Raw genomic sequence first — 19,228 nt, forward strand, 5'->3', positions numbered from 1 at the left:
TTAAAAAGAATATTTTTTAACCAAAAGATAAATTTACTGGATTAGTAAGATAGTTTTCCAGCTATTCTCCAACTATATTTTCATCTCTTATTCTTATCTGTTGTATTATGTTTATCATGGTTTAGTGGATTGGTGTACTGTCATTTATTCATTAAATCTTCTGCAAATGTGTTTGTTTTTAGAATAATGGATTTTTATAGTATATTGAATTCTGTGCGATCAGATATTTGTAGTAAACTTTGTTCGCTTGATTATGGTTCAGATCGAACAAATTATTACGAATTATCTTTCTTTATTGCATACCAGTGTTCTACCATTTATTTATGGTTATTTGTTATGCAATTCAAGATAATGAAAAATAACAATAAAATAATTAAGTTAATATAGCATGTATATACACATATACTGCTTTCAGCTTTGTAAATACATGTATAAAACAACAAATATTATCTTTGTATTCTAAAATGATGATGCTATGATAGTATGTATATCGGTGTAATAAATAATATCTAGGCAAGAGATTAAATGACAACTCCTTTACGCACACTTAAGATCATGCTTTTAGACGACCACGATGTCGTGGTTCATGGTATTTCTTCGCTTCTTTCATCACAGAAGCACCTTCAAGTCATAGGTACATTCACACAAAGTCGTGCGTTGTTGAATGCATTGAAAGTGAGAGAACCAGATATATTGCTGTTGGATTATGCTCTTTCTCCAAAAGAAAATGACGGTGTTAACCTAATTAAAGTTATTAGTGCACGCTATCCAAAGATCTCAATATTAGTCGTATCTTCACACTATAATAGTGCAACTGTTGTTCTGGCTCTTCGTGCAGGAGCTAAAGGCTTTTTCGGAAAACACCAGAACCCACAGGATCTTATTACCGCCATTGATACTATTAGTAAACAAAAAATCTATCTTGATTCGGAAATGGCTCGAAAAGTTACAGAGTCCAAAAACACTGCACATGTACCAGTAAACTCTCATTCTCATACACCTGATAGTATTGGTAAAATAACTAGAAATAAAACACTTTCTGTTAGAGAACAAGAAGTCCTGCGTTGTATTTTGGAAGGAATGACAGTTTCTGAGATAGCAGAGAAATTCTCAAAAAGTATTAAAACCATTAGTCGACAAAAGCAAGATGCGATGAAAAAGCTAGGTATATCTTCAGATCATGAACTTTATATTAAATTGAAAAGTGGCTAAACACATCTCAGTTCATCAAACGATTGATTTATCGAGATGCTCATTTCCTTCTTAGAGAAGGAAATGCTTATAATAAACACGATTTAATTTCTATTATTAATAGCCAAAAAATCAATTTAATATCCCTTCGATAAATCAGCACAATGATCAAACCTAAATCTACTTTAACGACTTCTGTCAAGTTTTATATATCTTCCATTTAGCATTACTGAAGGTTAGATCTCATACCCTGATCAAATGTATCAGTTAATATATAGTCTTTTGAACTTCGAAGCAGCAGCCAGGAAGGCAAGCACCGGGATTGTAAATATCAGTGATATAAAGCCATAAATTGACATCAAACCATCTGTGTTCAATGTGAAGATAGTGATTGCTGTAATTAATATAAAGAATAATGAAACTGTAACAGTGTGACACTGCTTGTTGTTGTGTGAAAATTTAGCGTATTTTCTTATCATTATTTTCTTTCCTATCTGACTTACTATTTATTTTTGGTTAAAAATAACTGATCCATTGGGAGTTTAGTCTGTGTAACTTTTGAACACACAGGATGCTTCCCAATCACTCTGGTAAATGAAAGCAGTGTTGACGTATAACTTAGCATCACTTCTCAATGAGTCCCTAAGCACTTTCTGTATAAAAACTGTGTGCGATCTCGACTTGGATGTAACGCTACCATCTCCCATAATAAAGAACCATCGCTTCATTGAACATCTAGATGATAAAATTACCTAACATAGACGTCCTGAACTTTAAGAATAATCTGAATTTTTTATTGCTACTTATAAGGTAATCTTTTGGGTATGTTGTATTGATTAGAGGTGTGCTTTTTCAGTATATGGTGATTAATATATGAAATAACTTTCATGATTGGTTTCACTAAAAATCAATATTTCTTATGCTAAGAAGTATCCTCTTGTCTTCAACTTTTTATGAAGAAGTCATGTAATATTGATGTTCATATGAGCTGCGCCAAAGGGAGCTGTAACACCAAAAATAGATAATGATTTATTTTTTCAACATAAAGTTTATATTTGATTGATTCAATGAAGGAAAAACATGTTTACTGACAAGTTCACATTAAAATCACAGTTTCTAGTTGCCATTTTAATACCATGTACAGCACTTTTGGTAATTGCCATTGCCAGTTTCAACAGCATGTCTGTTATTTATAAACAGTCAAAAGAGTTGTATAGCAGCACTTCGGCTCCAATGCGCTATATGTCCGAGGTTGCATCAAGACTACCTAGAATGCGTGCTGGAATTGATATGATTTTTTTGCAAGAAACTCCGTTAAAAGACTCAAAAGGAATTGAAATTCGAGTCCAAGAAACACGGGGAATAGACATGCCTGAAATGGAAAATGCAATAGAAAAAGCACTGGAATCTCAGGTGAAAATAGTTAATAAGCAGGAAGTGGAAAAACTTCAGAACATGTATAATCAGATGTCAATTGGAGTATTGAATCCAATGATGAAAGCACTTGAAAACCATAATTTTGATGCTGCACGTAAAATATACCGTGAAGACTATACCGTACAATATAGCCTGTTAGTTAAAGACACAAATCAGATTCTAGATAATCTATTACAGCAAGGAAAAGAAGAGTTTTCACTAAGTAATCAGAGTTACAAATCTGGTCAGAAGACAATGATTACGATCATCATTTCGGCCATATTAACTTCTTTTGTGGTTTCATTTGTTATTTTATCCAGCCTTAAAAAACGAGTGGCAATTTTACGAAATTCGATATCTACAGCGGTAGAAACGAAGGCACTGGATACTCCTATCAATCTTCCTGGTCGTGATGAGCTTTCTGATATAGGAAACAGTTTTAATATTTTTCTAGGAAGTATAAATGCTTCTATCAAAGAAGTTTCAAAACGCTCAAAAGATATAGCGTTAGCAGCCGATCAGCTGTCTGAACGTGCTGGAATCACACAAAATAATTGTACATCGCAGCGTGACCAAACCATCCAAGTAGCAACGGCAATAAGCGAACTGAACGCTACCGTCACTGAAATTGCGTCAAGTGCAGCTCATGCAGCAGAAGGTGCGAAGCAGGCAGCTTACCAAACTGAGAGCGGCAGTGTTGTCGTAGCTAATACCAGCCAACAGATTGTCAGTTTCACACATGAGATTGAAGAGGCCACCATTGTGATTCAATCATTAGCCACACAAGTGGAAGATATTAGTTCAATTTTAGATACTATCCGAGCAATTTCAGAACAGACAAATTTGCTGGCACTGAATGCGGCCATTGAGGCTGCACGGGCTGGCGAACAAGGACGAGGATTTGCCGTAGTCGCGGATGAAGTTCGCAACTTGGCAAGTCGCTCAGCCGATTCAACTGAAGAGATACAACTGGTCATAAATCGATTACAAGACGAATCTAAAAGAGCAGTACAGGCAATGATGCAAGGTAGAGATCAAAGCATATTGGTTGTTCAAGAAGCAGATAAGGCGAATCAAGCGCTAAAAAAAATCAACTTGCATATAGAGAGTATTAATGATCTGAATATTCAGGTCGCAACGGCAACGGAAGAACAGGCCTGCGTTGTCAACGATATTAATCGCAACTTGGAAGACATTAATTTATTAACAGTAGAAACCACACAAGTAGCAGAGCATTTGACTGAGAGTAGCGAACATTTGCAAGAAGTATCTCAACAACTGGACGGCTTAGTCGCCAGTTTTAGGATATAAATCAAGCGAGGAGTAAATGGCAGCAATAGATGCTTTTTACTACCCTTCTGAAATATTTTAAGAGAGCCCCATGTTTAATAAGTTGATTTATATTGGTATTTATATCACCATTCCGACCTTTTCAAGCTTAGCTCAGGAGCCCCTTCAATTATGTCAAGCCAAAGAGTATGAAATAAAACAACAAATTGAATATGCGAAAAACTATGGTGATGACTACCGTCTTACAGGATTAGAAAAAGCTCTTAGTGAAGTACAGAATCACTGTACAAATGAAGTTTTGCTGGAAGAAAGAAGAGCCAAGATTAGGGAAAAGGTACAGAAAGTTACAGAACGCTCTCAAGAGCTTCAAGAGGCCAGGAAGTCAGGTCGATTGGATAAAATAGAGAAGAAAGCGAAAAAATTACAGGAGGCAGAGGAAGAGCTGATAGAAGAAAAAATGAGCTGAAGCTTAGACAATTACACAGAATTCAGGACAGTCTCGATTATCACTCTGAGAATCCAAGTTCGGCGACATGGACATCTCATCAGCCAAGTATTTTCTGAGATTGGTCAAACAACAATGACAGAAGTACGTGATCTGAAAGAAAAATGCCAATCAGTATAGCTGATTGGCATTACAGAAAAATACCGTCTTGTTTTTATTGAAATTGCTATCTGATTTAGCGTGGTTCTTTTGCCGTATCAGGCTTAGGATGCCAGGCGCCGTCCAGCTTATCTAGTTCCGGGAACTTACCGCGGTCAAACGTTGGTACTTGACCGTTTTTCACTTGCAGTTCGTAATCTTTGATTACCTTGATAGCCAGATTAGACAACAGCACCAGCGCGGCAATGTTGATCAGCGCCATCATGCCCATGGAGGCATCGGCCATGTTCCATACGACAGGCAGTGAGGCTATTGAACCAAACAACACCATAGCCAGTACAATGATTCTGAATGTGAACAGGCCTTTCTTCGTATTGCCGTTCAGGAACATGATATTTGTTTCTGCGTAACTGTAATTAGCAATAATGGAAGTAAAGCAGAACAGAATGATAGCGGCTGCCATGAAATAGGTTGTCCAGCTACCTAACTCATTCGTCAGTGCTTGTTGCAGCAGACCGATACCAGAAGCCGCATCAGGCTGGTCCATCACACCTGACAGCATGATCATCGCGGCTGAGGCAGTACAAATAACAATGGTGTCTGCAAACACGCCGAGCATCTGTACAAAGCCTTGCGATGCAGGGTGGTTAGGGTTGGGTGTTGCGCTGGCAGCAACATTGGCTGCTGAGCCCATACCGGCTTCATTGGAGAACAGACCACGAGCGATACCGCTTTGCATTGCCTGAGCAATGGTATAAGCCACGCCGCCGGCTGCAGCTTCCTGCCAGCCGAAAGCACTTTTAACAATCAGCGAGATTGCGGCAGGCAGTTCAGACATGTTCATGATGACAATCAGACAGGCGATAGCCAGATAGCCGACCGCCATAACCGGCACGATACGAGCAGAAGCTTGCGCGATAGATTTTAATCCGCCCATGATGAAGAAGGCAGAACACGCCACAATAACCAGCCCTACATACTTACGGTCGATCTCAAAAGAATGGTTGAGCGCAGCTGTTATCGTGTTTGCCTGAACGGCATTGAAGACTAACCCGAAAGCAATAATCAGACAGACAGAGAACAGAGTACCCATCCAGCGGGCACCAAGTCCCTGCTCCATGTAATAGGCTGGACCGCCGCGGTATTGTCCGTCTACGTCTTTGACTTTATAGACTTGCGCAAGTGTGGATTCCACAAAAGCGGTCGCCATTCCCAGCAGGGCCATCACCCACATCCAGAAAATGGCACCCGGTCCGCCGACTGTCAGTGCGACAGCGACACCAGCCATATTGCCGGTACCCACACGTGCCGCCATCGAAGTGCAAAATACCTGATAAGAGCTGATACCAGATTCTACATCTTTGCCTTTTTTCAAGACACTGATGGCATGACGAAACTGTCGAACCTGAATGAAACCGAGGCGAAAAGTAAAATAGATACCTACAGCAACCAGCAGATATACAAGAAGGTGACCCCATAGCAGTCCGTTAATGTCGCCAATGATGAGCATTAATTGTTCGTTGAGAATGGCGAGCCAATTGTTAATCGTTGCATCCATAGAATGATCCTGTGATGTCATATTGACTAAGAAGCAGGACAACAAGCATTGTCCTAAATGAAGGGAATGATTCAGCCCACTGGCTTATGCAGTGAGATGAAAAGATGTTCCCGAATGTGTAATAGTGACTTAATTTTCGTGCGAGAAGGTAGCACAAAATCCCGCAAATGGCTCAGGATATAGATCACGTTTTTAATGGATTTATACTGCTTTACATGAAGTTTATTACATTGGAATTATTTTTTTATTCATTAAAAACAGTTACTTATTTAGTTTTTGTTATCTGTGTTGTAGGTGAAAAACCAAAATGAGATTAATTTGCTGTTAACGGAATTTTAAACTAATTTTAACGACATTTGTCAAATTATAACACTGTTATGTGGTGGTTGAGATTGTGCTTTTACCTGATTGCGGGGGTCTCTTCATTGTGGATTATGCAGTCTGTTTAATGGACCTGGTAATCGAAAGGTGGGGAGGGGGTGGGGGGCGCCATAGTGTTTTTCTTGGTGCTGATTGAGATACAGCTGAATTGGTAACCACATATGCAAACGAACAGATGTTCATCGATGACAATGAACTCTTCGTGTTGTCCGCATTCTTTGCAATATGGTGCCTGTTCCATATCATGCTCCTTGGGGAATCGAGCCAATGATAGACTGAAGCAGCAGTTGCTAAAAAAAGTTTTGAAAAAAATTCGAGGGGAAACAAATAAAGAAGTGAAGAATGAAACAAAAAAAGCCTTTTGGTCGGACATACTGGATTTGAACCAGCGACCCCTACTCCCCCAGAGTAGTGCGCTACCAAACTGCGCTAATGTCCGCCAAAAGGCTTGCTAACTGGCGGGTATCATATCAATACTGTTTGCTTTTGGCAAAGCTAAATTGCTGAGAAACAGGCTATTATTTCATCGATTGATTGGCTGTTGGCTGATTTTGAGGGTGAAAGGGTATTTGCGGTGGCAGCAACAGCATACAGAGTATCCGGCAGATTCGCTAAAATAAACATGCTGGAGTGGCGACTGAGAAACTTAGCCCGATAAACGCTGAAATGATTTTTTGGTCAGAGAATTGTCAAGGACACAAAAATTATGTTCACAATAACGAAGACTGAGAGTATTATTTAATTACTGCTGCTACTCTTACATCCTCGTTAGAGTTCTCTATTATAATTAAGTGAGCGTACTACTCTTCTCACATACGCGCAGCACAAGTCATAGCGTTAGTTTTTCGGCAGAATACGGTCTTATGAGATATCTTGGGATCTTGGTTTAATTTTATTAATTTTGCTCTATTTCAATTAGCACAACAAGTGTCATGAATCTGTTAGTCGATGGCAAGAAAGTGCTCTTTATAAGAATAGTGTTTAGAGGTAATTCATGGCTAACTTTTCGGATGCGGAAAAAGCACTCAGTGCGATGCTCAAGAATGTTGAGAACGGGAAACATCTGCAAGAGACCAGAACTGACTATCGTCAGGCACTGATTGACTTTGCAGACGAAGTACCAGGCAGACAACGTGCTGTCATTAAGCGAATTCCGCTACAGAAAATAAATGATTTGATAGCTGTATTGAACGAATTTAAAGAAGAAGCTCGTCAGGTAAGAATGATTGAGATTCTGGCATTGATGGAAAAAGACGGTGTTCACCCTGAAGAGTTGATGGGTTCTCAGACTGAGGAATAGCCGAACGTCTATCTGATTGCTGCTTATAATAAAAAAGGAGAGTAATACTCTCCTTTTTTATTATGCTTCAGTGACTGTTGTGATGTAGTCAACTTCATTTTTATATTTGCGGACATTCCGTGAGAGAGTCCCTTTCGGTACGCCATATCGCTTCTCGGCTTCATAGCTTGATAAACCTTCGAAGACGACAGCCTCAACAGCAGTACGTTGATTTTGGGACTTGAAAATGCGCTCTGAGATTACTTTAAATTGTTCACGTGTCATAGCCAAAACTACTCGCTTGTTATTCCTTTATAGGCCTGCTGGGTATGACTGACCGGCAGTTCTGATTCCCGTTATAGTAGCAGTCATACCCTAACGTAAGCTTAATAAGCGAATATTTACTCCAGGAGTATAAGGCCGGTGGGGAGCGAATCGCCGTAAACACGCTGGTTTTCCTCCTGGGTCAACACCTTATGCTCTGCGACCATGTCGATCCAGCGTTCTGGCGCCTTGCTTGCCTGCAGTTTACTGATGACTTTACGGCGTAACTCGTCATCAATATCAAGCGTTCTGTCGCCAGTTTTTCGGCACATCATCACGGCGGCAAGAGCAATATCAGGTTCATTTTTCCAGTCTGAATCTAATAATTCTGGCAGGCAGTAGCTGATATGCTGAGCCGTTAACAGGTTATGCCGACTTCCATAGAGCGGGAAGCGACTGCCAATCCTGCCAATTGCCCACCAGTGCGCCTGCGCAAATTGCGGTTTTTGCAATCGTGAGAATAACCACTCGATCAGTTGCAGTTTCTTTTCAAATGCGATGTGCTCAAGAGAAGCTGCTAAACGCACCATTTGCTCATAGCCCCGCTCTTGCATCTCTTTTGCTAATTTAGAATTGCGGGCCGCGCTCGGATTGATGTATTTGGCGATGTCTTTGTAAATGATTTCTTGCTGCACCTGATCGAGACCACCTGCCACACGGCGCCAGAATATCCACCAGTCATTCCAGCTCTGAGCTGACTGGTGAAATTGCAGGTTGTGCTGATACAGCGCCCAGACTTGATTCATTCGCCAGTCATCAACCGGGTCACCAAAACCGGGTCTTAAGGTATAACCTGTCAGTTTCAGCCAGTTTCGCTCATGCACAGCGGAACGGCGTCGCCGCTTTTTGCTGTCAAGCAAGGTGTCGGCCAAGGCTCGTAATGCTGGCATTTCCCAGTCTTCACGCTTACCGAGGTACTTTTCCAGATCGCTTCTGAGTGTTTTGACGGGTTTGTCATCGGCGTGTTTTTTGCTGCCGCCATACGCTTTCTGAATGGCGATTCGGGCTGATTGCAAAGCACTTGGGTGGGGCATGTCTTCACTTGCATCAGGGGCATTATCGACAGCGGCTGTTTTCCGTACGGAAAACTCGACCTGCCAACGTTTGCCTGGCCTGTCTGCGCTGACGCATTCCAATTGTAATGTGCCCACTTCAGTGAGCTGACAGGCCAGGGTAACATCAACTCTGTCCTTCTGGTTTGCGGCCAGTGATTCTCTGTCAGTCTCGCTGTCCAGGGTAATAACAAAAGGGGGCAGCGAGGTCATATGGGGTTTATCCAGAGGAAGGATATCCCCGGCCGAGATCGGCGTATCATCTGAAGAGGCATACAGATCAAAACGAACCGGCTCGCCTAATGTCAGCGCGAATTTTCTGTCTGACAGTGCCACTTCAACACCTTCTTCAGTGCCTCGCGGTAACAGGCAAATACCGGAATGAGCGGCTTGAGTGTGCAGGTCGAGGAAAAATGAGCGCGCCGATCCTCCTCCAATCTTCAGCTGCGCGCCGTGTCTGGCTTTTGCATACGCGACGGCGCCGTATGCGACAGCAAGGTCGGGGTGCGGATTGTCCAGGCAGGTGACGTTTGCTCCTTTCCAGTGGGCAAAAATAGCCTGAATACGGTCGGACAAAACAGGGCTGTTGAATACACCACCATTGAGCAATATGGCTGGAGGAATTGCCTTAATGGATGCGTCGTTGCTGGCTTCGGTTAACCCCAAAGCCTCACGGCAGGCGGCATGATGTTCACTGATGAAATGGGCCAGATGTCTGGAGATGGCCGGATCTGAGGCGTAGGGTAAACCGAATTCCACAACGGCACTTTGACGTTGGCTGGGATGTTCATCAAACGCACTGACAGGGAAAAATCCGTCGAGTGCAATGTGGCTGACCTGCGCCTGAGTGAGTACCGCAGAGCGGCTGCCGCCAATCAGTTTCGAGCCACTGCCAAGCAGCGTCACGTTCACCTGATCGGGTGCATGTTCTGCCAGCAGTTGCTCCTTCGCACGACGTGTCTGCTGAATGAGCTTCGACAGGCCAGCAGCGCTTAGCCGTTTGCCGCCGGTGTGCAGGTTATTCTCGGCCTGATGGGCGAGTGCCAGATCCAGGTTATCCCCACCCAGCATCAGGTGGTCACCCACGCCGATGCGATCAAGCTTAAGTCTTTCATTCTGGTAGCTGACTTTAATCAGGCTGAGATCTGTGGTACCGCCGCCGATGTCGCACACCATCAAAAGTGGTATATCTTGCAACAGAATTTCCGCTTCATTGTGGTGACGGGAATACCAGTCGTAGCACACAGCCTGTGGCTCTTCGAGCAACACCATATGACTCAGCCCGGCCAGTCTGGCCGCTTCTACCGTTAACGCTCTGGCGCTTTCATCGAAAGAAGCGGGTATGGTGATAACAACATCCTGGTGGGCAAGTTTGTCTTGCGGATGGTGGTAGTCCCAGCACTGACGGACATGGTTCAGGTAACTGGCACTGGCAATAACCGGGGATACTTTTTGCACACCGCTGCTGGCTGCCCATGGCAGAATCGGTTGATTGCGATCTACGCCCGTATGAGATAACCAGCTTTTCGCACTAGTGACTTGCCGGCCTTCAACTTTGGCCCCTAATTCGCGGGCATATTCACCTATGAGCGCCTCTGGAAAGTCGCCATTAACGGGGTTGTTATCCCAGGGCAGAACACACAGATCAGGTGCTATTTCACCGCTTGTCGGATGGTATCTGAACGAGGGTAAAAGGGGTTTGCGCGCCACTTCACCAGGGGCGATGAGCTGGTCGATGTCAAAAATCTTTACAGCTTCATGTTGAAGATCTGAAGTAATAGGGCAGTAGGCGACAACGGTATGTGTTGTACCTAAATCTATACCCACTAAATATCGGGGAGAAGACATGTAAGACTCCGTGCCTGTTTTTACTCAGAGGTTACCGCGTAACCAGCATGTGACTGAGACTGGGTAAGCCGGGTAAAATAACGGCGCAATGAATGCGCCGTCGAAATTTCATCTGAGAAAGCATTAACTTTCCCGAACGTCAAACTCTACTTGCCACTTCTGTCCGCCGTCGGTCGGAATGGCTTCCAGGCAAAGGGTACCCAGTTCTGTCACCCGTGCCGCCAGTGAAACAGGAACGATTTGCCCCGCAGTACGGCCATCGGATACCGGTAGGGTCACTTGAATGGCTGGCAGTTCCTCCAGTTCTTCCGGTTGCCACCAGTCAAGCAGGACACCCGGCGCATCTTCCCGGCGAACGGTTGAACCGAAGAAACGGAAGGTCACGGGCTGACCAATGATCAAGCCGAATTCTCTGTCTGGCACTTCTGCATGGCTGCCTTCTTCCATACCAAAAGGGGCCACACAAAGCGCTTCTACAGGTGGCTCCATACCTGGAATGGCCGGCATGGCACTCTCAATGCCAACGTAATAGCTGCTGGCAATGCCACCGCGAATGCGAACGCCTTTACCCTGGCGTACGGAACCGTAATAGGAAGCGCCGTGGGCAACCGCCAGATCCAGATCCAGACCCTGCAGGCGCTTGGCTTCCGGGCTGCCGGCCTGAGTCAGCCATTGATTGATGGTGGACATCAGGCGCTGAGAAAGCAGATCGGATTTCAGCACGCCGCCGTTGAACAAAATTGCAGTCGGGCGAATGAAGCCGTCATGAATTTGCTCAAAGCTGTCAAAAAGCTCATCCACCGCGGAGGATTGACGACTCAGAAAACCGGCAATATGACGGGTAATAGCGGCATCTTGTGCGTAAGGCAGTCCCATTTGTGTCAGGGCACCGCGCTGCATTTCAACCGGATGTTCTTCAATACTTGTTTGCGGGAAGAAGCCTTCAACCAGTGTTTGCTGTACTTCCTCCTGGGTCAGTTCGGTTTGCAGTGTACCGCCGAGCAGCTTTGAACCCCGGCTTGGCACCACAATGGGAACAGCCTGCAGAGTATTGTCTGTCAGCAGGGCTTCTTTAGCATCACGGCAGGCGTGGGTAATGGCTTGGATCTGCCAGGGCTGCAGCGGTTTGCCTTCCTGCGCCAGTTTGGCTTTCAGGCGGTAAGCCAGCGCCAGATCCATGTTATCGCCGCCCAGCAAAATATGATCACCGACAGCCACGCGATTCAGCGTCAGGTTGCCGTCTTCTTCTGTCACGGCGACCAGAGAGAGGTCGGTGGTGCCCCCACCGATATCGACAACCAGAACGACATCGCCCACGCTGACCTGATCACGCCAGGTGTCATCGTTATTTTTGATCCAGCTGTATACCGCTGCCTGTGGCTCTTCTAACAGCGTCAGGTGTTTGAAGCCAACTTCACGCGCCGCTTCTGCCGTTAAATCGCGTGCCGCCGGGTCGAAAGAGGCCGGTACGGTAATGGTGACATCCTGATCGAACAGTGATGCATCAGGGTGTTTGTGATCCCAGGCTTTCGCCAGGTGGGACAAATACGCGCGGGTCGCTTCCAGCGGTGAAACCTTTGTCACTTCTTCTGGCGCATTCAGCGGCAGAAAAGCATCACGGCGGTTAATACCACCATGGCACAACCAGCTTTTGGCACTGGCGATTAAACGGATCGGGGTTTTACTGCCTAAATGACGCGCCATCGCACCGACAATCGCATTTGGTTGGGCATCCCACGGCAGGGTGGTATCCCCGGGTGCCAGCTCAGATTCGTGTGCCTGATACATGAAAGAAGGCAATTGCGATTTTTCTTCTACATTGCCCGGGGTGGTTAGCTGGGCGATTGGCATCACAGTGACCGGTGCATCGTCCTGTTGTAAATCAACATAAGACAGAACGCAGTGGGTGGTGCCAAGGTCGATACCCACACTGTATTTATGTTCTTGATGTGCTTGCATTATAGCTCAACCTCAGCAGCCGACAGGATACGCGGGTCGTGTCCGTCTGACATTTTAGGTAAATGAATTTCTGTGACTTTCCAGCCGCGGTGAATGAGGGTGCCAGTGAAAGGCGCATTACCCACCACATTGCCTGTCAGGCGGACTTCAGAGGCATTAAAGCCTTCTGGTAGGGTGATGCGGGTTTCTTCTTCTTCACTGCGCACTGGTGCGAACCGGAAATATTCATCCAGTACTTTTTTACCGCCTTCGTGAATAACCCGGGCAGCCGCGCCAATTTCGGCATCGGCAAAGCCTTTCAGATCTTCTTGCATAAAGTCGATGAAACGCGCTTCTTTTTGCAGCAGAGACAGGAGCTGAAGTGCAGCGTCAGGCGTTGCGGTTTTGAGTTTAGATTCCACCTCAACAATTTTCTCTACTTCCACAATCTTTTCGACCGGTTTTTCGACTTCGACAATTTTTTCAACCTGGACTTCTTTCTCGACGACTTTCTCAACTTCTACCGGTTTGCCTTTCTTTGTCACGTATAGCAGTAAAAGAATAACAACCAGAGCGGCCAGTACGCCATGTGCCATATCTATAGTGGTTGGCATTGCGGATAAATCCACCGTCATTTTTGAAAAGTCTAAAGCCATATTTATCTTCTCTTTTGTCCGTGACAAGCTGAAAAATTTTGGCCCGAATATTAACACAACATATTGCTAATATAGCCAGTAAACGCGCCATTTTTAGCGCTGGTTTCGCGAGAAACTGTCTCTTAGGTTACTTTACAACCAAGTCAATATGACATTTTTCTGTCACAGGCTACATACTCTTATGATAAGAGCGGCAGTGGTAAGGCTCAAAATTGCTCAATGAGGCTGGAGTTTACCGCCCTCCATTACTTTTTAGTCTATTTTTTGAGCCTGTGTGGAATTCGCGTTCACTTTACCGGGGTGTCTGAAAATCAGACAGGCAAAATGCAACGCAATATGAGTTGCAGGCTGCGAGAATTTGCGCAGCAGATCGTTTATCAGGGGTAATCAAGCACCGCTTTTATGTCTGTGAGGTTGTCGGCAATCCATTGTTTGTTGATTGCGCCCCATTCCTGAATTTCATACCGTCCGCTTCGGTGGCGTTCTCCCTCTGCCTGTTTAAATTCACACACAATATCGAGATCGGAGAGGCTTTTAATGGTGTCTTGCGCTGTACGCCTCGGCATACCCGTATATTCAAGCAAAGCGGGCACTGTCGCGATACCCTGGTCGATCAGGTGGGCGACGTATAAGCGACGATAAAAGCTGGATTTGGTTTTACTGATGGACATAGCTGCCGTGTTAACTCCGTTTAAACATCTTAACTGACGATGCCAGAGTATCACCAATTTCAGCCAGGATGAACGGCGTTTTATGTAGCCTGGCAGACGTTGTTACTGTCAGAGAGTTTTACAGTTCTCTGAAGTCCTCAGCTTTGTTTAACCGTAACACACTGAAATTCATAACTGGATAAAGTTGGCCCGAATAGTGCAAATAAAGAATGAAACCAGACACAGCAGAAACAAAGCGCGTATAGCGACCATGTTAGTGTAGTGATGTGGAAGAAGAGGGAGTATCTGAGATCACTGCTTCAGGGCTTAGGGGAAGCGCTGATACTGTGCAGGGATTCAGAATAATAATAACAACAGACTAAAACTATAATTTTCAACTGGCCACCTGCGGGTGGCTTTTCTTTTTTCTTTGTTTGGCACTGCAGGGATAGTCGCCAGGTGAACAGACCAGGTGCTGTGGTTCTTGCAAGCTTGCCATGCTGGTATACAATACATTGTTCTTTTCCTGTCTGCCCACGACGATGACAGTGCAGGCTTCGCTTCAAACAATAAGGAAAATCGTCTCTGTTATGAGCAAATTGACGGCACCGGAATTTAAGGCCGAACTTCTTCACCCCCGATACTGGCCGACCTTGTTGATGATTGGCACAATGAAACTCATCAGTTTACTCCCTTACCGTATTCAATTTCTGATGGGTAAAGGTGTCGGCAGGCTGGCAATCAAGCTGCTCAAAAAGCGCCGCTATACCATTGAGCGTAATCTGGAACTCTGCTTTCCGGACATGCCAAAGGATGAGCGCGATGCGTTGATTAAGAAAAATATCGACAATGCCGGACTGGCTTTGTTTGAAACCGGTATGGCCTGGTTCTGGCCTGAATGGCGGGTGAAACGACACATTCGGTTTGAAGGTGTTGAGTATCTGGATGAGCTGGATAAGCAGGGGCGAGGTGTACTGCTGGTGGCCGTTCATTCCATGAACCTGGAAGTCGGAGCCCGCGCATTTGGCCTTAGAGCGCCGGGTGTCGGTGTTTACCGTCCGAACAATAACCCTTGTTTTGACTATTTCCAGTTTAAAGGCCGGGTGCGTTCTAACCGTTATATGCTGGATCGCAAAGATGTCAAAGGGATGTTCCGTGCCTTGCGTGAAGGGGAGCGGGTCTGGTATGCCCCTGATCATGATTATGGTCGTCGCCGTTCAACCTTTGCGCCTCTGTTTGCCGTTGATAAGGCGTGTACGACGGTAGGAACCAGTTTACTGGTTGATGCCACTGATTGTGCCATTGTACCTATTGCCCTGGTCCGCGACACCGATGATGGTATGTATACACTCAGAGTGTTTAAACCGTTGGAAGATTTTCCGCATAACGATCCGGATGCGGCAGCAGCGTATATCAACAAATACGCGGTAGAACCTATGATCATGCAGGCCCCAGAGCAGTATATGTGGCTGCACCGGCGGTTTAAGACCCGTCCCGAAGGCGAGGCCAGTTTATACTGATTGGCGAAAGATAAAAAAACAGCCCGCATTGCGGGCTGTTTTCACAGGGCGTGTGGATATCAGCTAGTCGGTCAGCTGGCCGGTCTGATAATCACGAATCGCTTGCTCGATCTCTTCCATGGTATTCATAACGAAAGGGCCGTAATGTGCCACTGGCTCATTTATCGGGGTGCCCGATAGCAATAGCAGCCCGGTATCTTCTGTGGCCGTTATTGCCAGACCTTCACCGGCGGTTAACATCACCAGTTCACCGGCCTTGGCATGTCGTCCCTCGATACTGATTGCTCCCTGGTAAACATACAGCATGGCCTGAAAATCCGGGTTCAGGCAGCTGTTCAATTGCTCACCGGCCGCTGCACGCCAGTCTGCAATAGTGGTGGGGACGCCTGTTTCTTGTAGCGGACCTGTCAGAGTGTCACCGTCAATGGTGAGATCACCGGCAATAACACGAATCAGGTTCTGCTCACTGAGCTGTTTCTCAGTAATAACGTCAGACTGGAAGTCATGGTACTGAGCGGGCAGCATTTTTTTGCTGGCGGGCAGGTTTATCCAAATTTGAAAACCATGCAATTGCCCGTCGGACATGATGGGCATCTCACTGTGAATAACCCCTTTACCTGCTGACATCCATTGCGCGCCACCGTCTTTCAGTTCACCTTTGTTGCCCATGTGGTCTTGATGCTGAAAGTGACCACGCAACATGTAGGTCAGCGTTTCTATGCCTCGGTGCGGGTGGGGGGGAAACCCGCCGATATAGTCAGCGGCCTGATCAGACTTGAGCTCATCAACCATCAGAAATGGCGAGAATGCCGTATTGTCGAAACCATGCACGCGTTGAATTTTGACACCATCACCATCTGACGATGGGTGAGAGCGCAGGATATGTTGAATGTGTCTGATTGCCATGATTGCCTCCGAATATCAGCTTCCGGCGTATTTTGAAAAAGTGTACGCCGGGCAGAGGCAACAGAACAGTTCAGGCTGACGAACAGCTTATTAGAAAAAATTGAATGAGTTGGCGTTTGGGGTTAGTTGTGGAGGCGGCTTTGAATGCGCTGCCAGGCTTCGCAGGCCTGCCGGAATTTGTCTGTATTTCCTTCCGGGCGATCAGGGTGCCAGCGCAATGCCAGCCTTCGCCATTGTTTGCGTATCTGTGCCGGACTGGCATCAGCGGGAAGCTCAAGCACGGCCAGATCCTGTTGCCATGAGGTGTTTGTCGTGACACTCAGATTGCCAATGTGCTGCTGATACCTTTGCCAGAACGCCGACAGCAGGTCGCGGATAGTATTGGTATCCGAGTGATAATTCTGCCAGTCCAGATAATATTCCCTGAGCGGGTCTTGCTCGTCGATTTGCTGATCACCCTGATTTTGCATCAGTTTGATGTTCATAGCCTGAGCCTGCAGCCACTGCCGGGGCAACAGCATGTGCTGCAGCTGGTATAACGCATTCATCAGCAGAAAATTTCGTTTGAAAAGATCCTGCTCGGCAACCTCGTCTAAGGTGTTCAGTAAACCTTGTTGCTTCAAGGATTCTGCCAGGGTGTGCACCATCCATCCATCGGGTTGCTTTTCCAGCAGGCCGAGAATGGGCCAGATAAGCGGATTTTCAGGTTGTTCGTCAGATGGACGCTCTGGCAGGGTCATTCAGTCTTTCCGTCAGTTGTGAAAAAGGTGTCGCCTGATCACCGTCTGCGACGATGGGCAGTGGCACTCTAACAAACTCGGGTGTGAGACAAAAAGAAATCAAGGCACAGAAAGCGGATAGGGGAATCGGTGTCACAGCTTGTACATTTTCAAGTTGTTGCATGAAAAAATCCGGGATAAGTGCATGACGCTGTTCATTATCCCGGAATCTTTATCTGATGTTGCCGGAGTGAGTGGTGTTACTCAATCGTGACGCCGTAATATTTCTGGATACACTTGGCATAATCGCCTTTTTTCAGCGTAGTGTGCGCGGTTTGATAACCGGATTCAATCCGGCAGGCAAAGCTGCTGCCGCCCGGGTTATCCGGGTAATAGCTCCAGTCATTTTCCCAGTACAGGCCAAAGGTGCTGTCACCTGTTTTCTTGAACGCTTTCATACCCGCACAGCCCAGTTGTTCGTCAGCGGGAATGGCAACACCCAGAGCGGCAGCGTGGCCACGGTAGTATGTAATACGGTTGACTGACTGAGGTTTCTCAGTGTCAAGCGTACACTCAATACCGCCATTGATGATCATAGTGGTGACACCAAAACCGGGCACGCGCTTCTCAGCAATATCTGTTGCTGTTGGCTGCCATGTACCGTCAATGACATGCAGCATGGAAGGTTTCGGTGGCTGCGGATACACAAAGAAGAACACGGCAGACGCCAGGTTCAGCCAGCTGTCAGCAACACGATCCGGATCTTGCAGCAGTACGTTAACGTCGTTAAAGATAAAATCAGAGAAGGGTCCGTAGTTGTAGTGGTAAGACAACTGTTTAGCACCACGACCGAAGTATTTCACATAACTGCCGTCGGGGTTAGTCCCGCACGGCCACTGCTCAGTCTGCCAGTTACTGGCGGCACATTCACTGTTGTAGCCGCAGGAAGAGGCTTCTTCCGAACACCCGGCTTCGCGTACAAAGAACAGGCCCTGCCGCCATTCTTCGTAAGGAGAGTGAGGGTTATGGGCGCCGGTTTCCTGAGTGAAATGCGCAAACATGACGGCCAGCGATTTGGCACAGATGGCATCTGATTGCGCTGTACGCTCATCGGTATAGGTGGCACAAAAACCTTTGAATTTCGCGACCGCTTTCAGAAAGTTAGAGTAGGTATAGGCGGCGTTGCGCTCCGGGAACAGCGCATCCCATTTTTGCTCGCTGATTAAAGCTTCAACCCGTTTGACGTTATCCGGGTTGGTAGACAAGCCAGGAACAACGGCTTCTACAATGGCGTTGTCGCGTGTGCTGATTGAAGCCAGCACTGCAGCGAATTCCGGTGAGCTGGTCAGTTCGGCTTCACGGGCATCCAGATAGGTTTTGCTCATGATATAGCTGCCGTCCGGGTTCTGACCAATGATACCGTTGGCCGGTGTCGGTTCCGGCGTTGGATCAGGATCAGGGCCGGGGCCAGGATCGGGGTTGTTGTCTGCACTGACCCACTCCCACACGCCTGTGCCGGGTGTGGCGTCTGGTGCTTCTCCCTGCGTCCACCATTTTGCTTTATAAATCTGACTGTTGTAAGAAACGTGGTCGCCCCCTACATAGACAGCACTGCTTTGGTAGGCCGGGTACGTCGTTGTTGCTGAAGTTACGTTCAGCGCGTTGACCTGCTGCCAGGCATCCCCCAGATACGTATCGGGTGCCTCGTTTTCTGTGCTGCGCAGCGCCTGATAGGTGGCTCCCTGATAGATGACTTGTTCACCCGCGCTGTAAACGCCATCGGGATTATAATTCGCCGTGGCCATGACACTGGCGGAGAGTAAAGCACTGCTGATCAGGACTGTCTTCAGCGTCCTTTGCAGTAAGTGTCTGTTATTCATTGTTGGTTCCTTAAGT

Annotated in this window: 14 protein-coding genes and 1 tRNA gene; 5 read left to right on the top strand and 10 right to left on the bottom strand. The window is 46.3% G+C overall.

The window, feature by feature from the left end; translation table 11 throughout:
- Positions 1 to 525 precede the first annotated feature (525 nt).
- From H511_RS0109835 to H511_RS0109850, 3 genes are all read left to right on the top strand, one after another.
- Positions 526 to 1,212 carry a response regulator gene (locus H511_RS0109835; protein WP_027252133.1) on the top strand — a complete coding sequence of 229 codons (687 nt, stop codon included), beginning with the start codon at positions 526 to 528 and terminating at the stop codon, positions 1,210 to 1,212.
- 1,059 nt (positions 1,213 to 2,271) lie between these two features.
- Positions 2,272 to 3,918, top strand: coding sequence for a methyl-accepting chemotaxis protein (locus tag H511_RS0109845; protein ID WP_027252135.1), 1,647 nt, complete (start codon positions 2,272 to 2,274; stop codon positions 3,916 to 3,918).
- Positions 3,919 to 3,988: 70 nt separating this feature from the next.
- A complete protein-coding gene (locus tag H511_RS0109850; protein ID WP_027252136.1) occupies positions 3,989 to 4,363 on the top strand; it encodes a DUF1090 domain-containing protein in 375 nt (124 codons plus the stop codon).
- Between the two features lie 214 nt (positions 4,364 to 4,577).
- Here the strand turns inward: H511_RS0109850 and H511_RS0109855 are convergent, their stop codons facing one another.
- Positions 4,578 to 6,059 carry an alanine/glycine:cation symporter family protein gene (locus tag H511_RS0109855; RefSeq protein ID WP_027252137.1) on the bottom strand — a complete coding sequence of 494 codons (1,482 nt, stop codon included), beginning with the start codon at positions 6,057 to 6,059 and terminating at the stop codon, positions 4,578 to 4,580.
- A 743-nt stretch (positions 6,060 to 6,802) separates the two neighbouring features.
- A tRNA-Pro gene (locus H511_RS0109860) sits at positions 6,803 to 6,879 on the bottom strand.
- Positions 6,880 to 7,434: 555 nt separating this feature from the next.
- On the opposite strand from H511_RS0109860, the gene H511_RS0109865 reads away from it, so the two are divergent.
- Positions 7,435 to 7,740, top strand: coding sequence for a hypothetical protein (locus tag H511_RS0109865; RefSeq protein ID WP_027252138.1), 306 nt, complete (start codon positions 7,435 to 7,437; stop codon positions 7,738 to 7,740).
- Between the two features lie 60 nt (positions 7,741 to 7,800).
- On the opposite strand, the gene H511_RS0109870 is transcribed toward H511_RS0109865, so the two are convergent.
- The 5 genes from H511_RS0109870 to H511_RS0109890 all read right to left on the bottom strand — a co-directional run bounded on the left by H511_RS0109870 (position 7,801) and on the right by H511_RS0109890 (position 14,208).
- A complete protein-coding gene (locus H511_RS0109870; protein ID WP_027252139.1) occupies positions 7,801 to 8,004 on the bottom strand; it encodes a helix-turn-helix domain-containing protein in 204 nt (67 codons plus the stop codon).
- Positions 8,005 to 8,120: 116 nt separating this feature from the next.
- Positions 8,121 to 10,943 (bottom strand): Hsp70 family protein, encoded by a 2,823-nt coding sequence (locus H511_RS0109875; protein WP_027252140.1) that lies wholly within the window; start codon positions 10,941 to 10,943, stop codon positions 8,121 to 8,123.
- 123 nt (positions 10,944 to 11,066) lie between these two features.
- Positions 11,067 to 12,902 (bottom strand): Hsp70 family protein, encoded by a 1,836-nt coding sequence (locus H511_RS0109880; RefSeq protein WP_027252141.1) that lies wholly within the window; start codon positions 12,900 to 12,902, stop codon positions 11,067 to 11,069.
- Positions 12,902 to 13,516, bottom strand: coding sequence for a DUF2760 domain-containing protein (locus H511_RS0109885; RefSeq protein WP_027252142.1), 615 nt, complete (start codon positions 13,514 to 13,516; stop codon positions 12,902 to 12,904). Before H511_RS0109885 ends, H511_RS0109880 begins: the two co-directional genes overlap by 1 nt.
- A gap of 398 nt (positions 13,517 to 13,914) precedes the next feature.
- Entirely contained in the window at positions 13,915 to 14,208 is a 294-nt protein-coding gene (locus tag H511_RS0109890; RefSeq protein WP_027252143.1) for a winged helix-turn-helix domain-containing protein, read from the bottom strand.
- A 569-nt stretch (positions 14,209 to 14,777) separates the two neighbouring features.
- Between H511_RS0109890 and lpxL the strand changes: the two genes are divergently transcribed.
- Positions 14,778 to 15,707 (top strand): LpxL/LpxP family Kdo(2)-lipid IV(A) lauroyl/palmitoleoyl acyltransferase, encoded by a 930-nt coding sequence (lpxL, locus tag H511_RS0109900; RefSeq protein ID WP_027252144.1) that lies wholly within the window; start codon positions 14,778 to 14,780, stop codon positions 15,705 to 15,707.
- Positions 15,708 to 15,770: 63 nt separating this feature from the next.
- Here the strand turns inward: lpxL and H511_RS0109905 are convergent, their stop codons facing one another.
- From H511_RS0109905 to H511_RS0109920, 3 genes are all read right to left on the bottom strand, one after another.
- Complete coding sequence (locus H511_RS0109905; protein ID WP_027252145.1) at positions 15,771 to 16,613, bottom strand: pirin family protein; 843 nt, start codon at positions 16,611 to 16,613, stop codon at positions 15,771 to 15,773.
- A gap of 122 nt (positions 16,614 to 16,735) precedes the next feature.
- The gene (locus H511_RS0109915) at positions 16,736 to 17,353 is read right to left on the bottom strand and encodes a DNA-J related domain-containing protein (protein WP_051288048.1); all 618 of its coding nucleotides are present in this window, start codon (positions 17,351 to 17,353) and stop codon (positions 16,736 to 16,738) included.
- A 239-nt stretch (positions 17,354 to 17,592) separates the two neighbouring features.
- Positions 17,593 to 19,212, bottom strand: a complete 1,620-nt coding sequence (locus H511_RS0109920) for a glycoside hydrolase family 19 protein (protein WP_027252147.1) — start codon at positions 19,210 to 19,212, stop codon at positions 17,593 to 17,595.
- Positions 19,213 to 19,228: the final 16 nt, after the last annotated feature.

It is taken from the genome of Photobacterium halotolerans DSM 18316, assembly GCF_000425165.1.
Classification (GTDB): Bacteria; Pseudomonadota; Gammaproteobacteria; order Enterobacterales; family Vibrionaceae; genus Photobacterium; species Photobacterium halotolerans.

Bases quoted from the DNA above. Each gene is read 5' to 3' on its own strand.
- H511_RS0109835 (WP_027252133.1), top strand. From the start codon at position 526: ATGACAACTCCTTTACGCACACTTAAGATCATGCTTTTAGACGACCAC.
- H511_RS0109845 (WP_027252135.1), top strand. From the start codon at position 2,272: ATGTTTACTGACAAGTTCACATTAAAATCACAGTTTCTAGTTGCCATT.
- H511_RS0109850 (WP_027252136.1), top strand. From the start codon at position 3,989: ATGTTTAATAAGTTGATTTATATTGGTATTTATATCACCATTCCGACC.
- H511_RS0109855 (WP_027252137.1), bottom strand. From the start codon at position 6,059: ATGGATGCAACGATTAACAATTGGCTCGCCATTCTCAACGAACAATTA.
- H511_RS0109865 (WP_027252138.1), top strand. From the start codon at position 7,435: ATGGCTAACTTTTCGGATGCGGAAAAAGCACTCAGTGCGATGCTCAAG.
- H511_RS0109870 (WP_027252139.1), bottom strand. From the start codon at position 8,004: ATGACACGTGAACAATTTAAAGTAATCTCAGAGCGCATTTTCAAGTCC.
- H511_RS0109875 (WP_027252140.1), bottom strand. From the start codon at position 10,943: ATGTCTTCTCCCCGATATTTAGTGGGTATAGATTTAGGTACAACACAT.
- H511_RS0109880 (WP_027252141.1), bottom strand. From the start codon at position 12,902: ATGCAAGCACATCAAGAACATAAATACAGTGTGGGTATCGACCTTGGC.
- H511_RS0109885 (WP_027252142.1), bottom strand. From the start codon at position 13,516: ATGACGGTGGATTTATCCGCAATGCCAACCACTATAGATATGGCACAT.
- H511_RS0109890 (WP_027252143.1), bottom strand. From the start codon at position 14,208: ATGTCCATCAGTAAAACCAAATCCAGCTTTTATCGTCGCTTATACGTC.
- lpxL (WP_027252144.1), top strand. From the start codon at position 14,778: ATGAGCAAATTGACGGCACCGGAATTTAAGGCCGAACTTCTTCACCCC.
- H511_RS0109905 (WP_027252145.1), bottom strand. From the start codon at position 16,613: ATGGCAATCAGACACATTCAACATATCCTGCGCTCTCACCCATCGTCA.
- H511_RS0109915 (WP_051288048.1), bottom strand. From the start codon at position 17,353: ATGACCCTGCCAGAGCGTCCATCTGACGAACAACCTGAAAATCCGCTT.
- H511_RS0109920 (WP_027252147.1), bottom strand. From the start codon at position 19,212: ATGAATAACAGACACTTACTGCAAAGGACGCTGAAGACAGTCCTGATC.